The sequence below is a fragment of the Actinomycetota bacterium genome (assembly GCA_012837825.1).
GTDB lineage: Bacteria > Actinomycetota > Humimicrobiia > Humimicrobiales > Humimicrobiaceae > Humimicrobium.
On sequence record DUQM01000006.1, the window covers coordinates 1 to 3,045 of the forward strand.

Consider the following 3,045-nt stretch of genomic DNA (forward strand, 5'->3'; position numbering starts at 1 on the left):
ACTTTCGGTTATTTCCTGTAATTTTTCATGAAATTTTTTAATCATATCTTTTTTGCTTCCATCAGAAAAATATTAAAATTTACAATATATAATATAACAAAAATTACATATTAAATATATTAACAATAAATAAAAATATATAAAGCCAATAATATCCCCGGGATTTTATTTTAGGCGGATATCAGGATAATTCCCTTTTTTTCAGCCTCTGTCTTACTCTTATAATGCTTCCAATTACAGAAAAGAACAATACAAGGAAAAGCAACACAAGAGCTGTTCCCCACTGTATGTCTTCAGGAGGATTGGTTACCTGAGTAGCAAGAACATAAAGATGATAAGGCAGAGCCATTACCTGGTCAAGTATGGACTTTGGGAGTCCAGGCTGGGAAAAAGCTGCTACTGTAAAAATTATAGGTGCGGTTTCACCTGCAGCCCTTCCTATACCTATTACAGAACCTGTGATAATGCCTGGAAGAGCCTGCGGAAGAACAACCTTGTAAATTGTCTGCCATTTGGTTGCGCCCAGCGCCAGAGAAGCATGCCTGTAGGTGTCCGAGACAGACTTTAAAGCTTCTTCTGTTGAAGTTATTATTACGGGAAGAATCATAAGCGCAAGCGTCAGCGAGCCGGCAAGAATTGATTTGCCAAGTCTAAGGAAAAGAACAAAAAATCCAAGTCCGAAAAGCCCGAAGACAACAGAAGGAACCCCGGACATATTTATTATTGACAGTCTGATTATTCTGGTTATTTTTGACTTTCCGGCATATTCATTTATATAGATGGCTGCGAAAATACCGATTGGAAGAGCAAATATTATAGTACCTATCATCAGATACAGAGTGCCTAAAATTGCCGGAAATATTCCGCCTTCCCTCATTCCGTTTTCAGGAAAACCCAGAATAAAATTCAGGTTTATTGCCCTGGCTCCCCTTATAACAAGAAAAATTATAATACCAAGGACAAAAACTACCACCACAAGAGTACAGAAAAGCAGAAGTCCGTAAAATATTTTCTGTTGCAGATATCTTTTTTTCATTTTAATTTTCAGCTCTTATTTTCATTATCAAAATTTGCAAAACACAGGAAACTTTTCCATAAATATTACATTTTTTTTATTCTTCCGATAAACCTGTCGGCTATAAAATTTATAAGAAATGTGATGATAAAAAGAACCAGGCCGATTGCAAACAAAGAAGAGAAATGCAAACCCCCCTTTACGGTTTCTCCCATTTCCGCTGCAATTGTCGCAGTAATTGTTCTGACCGGCTGAAGCCAGGAAAAAACTATTCTTGGGGAATTTCCGGTAACCATAAGTACGGTCATTGTCTCCCCGACTATTCTCCCGAGTCCAAGCATTATGGAAGCGACTATCCCTGATTTCGCGGCAGGTACCACAACCTTATATGTCGTTTCCCACTTTGTTGCCCCTAGCGCAAGTGAAGCATGCCTGAATTTTATGGGAACAGCATTTATGGCATCTTCCGAAATGGATATTATTGTTGGAAGACTCATAAAAGCAAGCATTACCGAACCCGCAAGAGCTGTCAGCCCTATTGGCAGCCCGAATGCTTTCTTGATGAGCGGTACGATAAGCTGAATACCTATAAACCCTATCACTACCGAAGGAATAGTAGCAAGAATTTCAATTATCGGCTTTAATGTCTCTCTGACAGCTCTGGGTGCAAGCTCTCCTATATAAATAGCCGCTCCAACACCAAGCGGGAGAGCAATGATTATAGCTCCTACAGCTACGAGAGCTGAGCCGGCAAGAAGCGGAAGCAGGCCGAATTTCTCAGTTGATGTGGGAGACCATTTTGTCCCTGTCAGAAAATCAAAAATCGGATAACTTGAAAAAAATCTGATGGAATTATAAACAAGAAATATAAGTATTACGGTAAGAACTACTATGGAAATAATCCCATTTAAAAAAATGAATTTTGTTATAAGAAAATTTTTAAAATTATTCCACTTTGATTTCATTATATCTTTGAAAAATCACTTCAGATCTAATTTTTAATGCTAAAGAACTTATAGTTGTTTATTATTTTACCGGAACAAATCCTGCTTCGGTTCCAATATTCTGTCCTTTTTCGCTTAGTATAAAATCAATATATCCTCTGGCAATATCACTTATATTATCCTCATTAACATAAATAAAAAGTTCTCTGGAAATAGGATATATCCTTTCTCTGACAGATTTTACTGAAGGCATAACAGCCTGTGATGAATCATCCTTTTTTATATAAAGGGTGTTCATTTCAGATCTTACAAATCCCAGACCTATATACCCTATGCAGTTGTCTGTGTCCAATATATTATTTACTATCTCAGCATTGGAGTTAAGCCTTATCGTCATCTGCGAATAATCCTTGCTTTTTTCTGTTCCTTTTCTTCGAATTATTTCTTCAAGAAAATATTCGCCGGTTCCGGAATTTGTATCTCTTGCAAAAAGTGTTATCTCCTTATCCGGACCCCCCATCTCACTCCATCTGTTAATTTCGCCTGTATATATTTTCGCCAGTTGTTCCAGGGTGATTTCACCGATATCTATGTTTCCGGAAACTATTATGGCAATGCCGTCATACAAAACAGGTATTTCAAGTATCTTTATGCCGTTTTCCTGTGCACTCTGTATTTCAGTATCCTTTATATCTCTGGAAGAATTTGCAATATCGGTGGTGCCATTGATTAAAGAAGCTATTCCTTCTCCGGATCCTCCGCCATTTACGGTTATTCGTCCTCCAAATTCTTTATAAAATTCTTCTGCCCAGCTATTGGCAACTTCAAGCAGAGTTGTTGAACCGGTCAGCACCAGTGTTTTCCCATCAAATTTCTTTTCGGCTCCGCTGCCGGCAGACTCACCTGAAGAACTATTTACACAGGGTCCGGCACTCTCTGTCTGTCCTTCCGGAGAATTACTTCCACATCCAGAAAAAGCAAAAGAAGCAATGATTAATATAATTAATAAAGAAAGGGATTTCCTGGCAATTTTTATCATGTAATAATTTTTACCATATAATTTTTTCTTAATATAAATTTTATTAC

General features: G+C 37.4%; 3 protein-coding genes. All 3 read right to left on the reverse strand.

What is annotated here, in order from left to right; genetic code table 11:
* Window positions 1-181 precede the first annotated feature (181 nt).
* Window positions 182-1,036 (reverse strand): phosphate ABC transporter permease PstA, encoded by an 855-nt coding sequence (pstA, locus tag GXZ93_00430; GenBank protein ID HHT78261.1) that lies wholly within the window; start codon window positions 1,034-1,036, stop codon window positions 182-184.
* Between the two features lie 65 nt (window positions 1,037-1,101).
* Complete coding sequence (gene pstC / locus GXZ93_00435) at window positions 1,102-1,980, reverse strand: phosphate ABC transporter permease subunit PstC (protein HHT78262.1); 879 nt, start codon at window positions 1,978-1,980, stop codon at window positions 1,102-1,104.
* A gap of 61 nt (window positions 1,981-2,041) precedes the next feature.
* On the reverse strand, window positions 2,042-3,045 hold a 1,004-nt coding region (locus GXZ93_00440), incomplete at its 5' end, for a PstS family phosphate ABC transporter substrate-binding protein (protein HHT78263.1).

Excerpts from the sequence above, each read along its gene's own strand:
- pstA (HHT78261.1), bottom strand. The coding sequence starts at position 1,036 with ATGAAAAAAAGATATCTGCAACAGAAAATATTTTACGGACTTCTGCTT.
- pstC (HHT78262.1), bottom strand. The coding sequence starts at position 1,980 with ATGAAATCAAAGTGGAATAATTTTAAAAATTTTCTTATAACAAAATTC.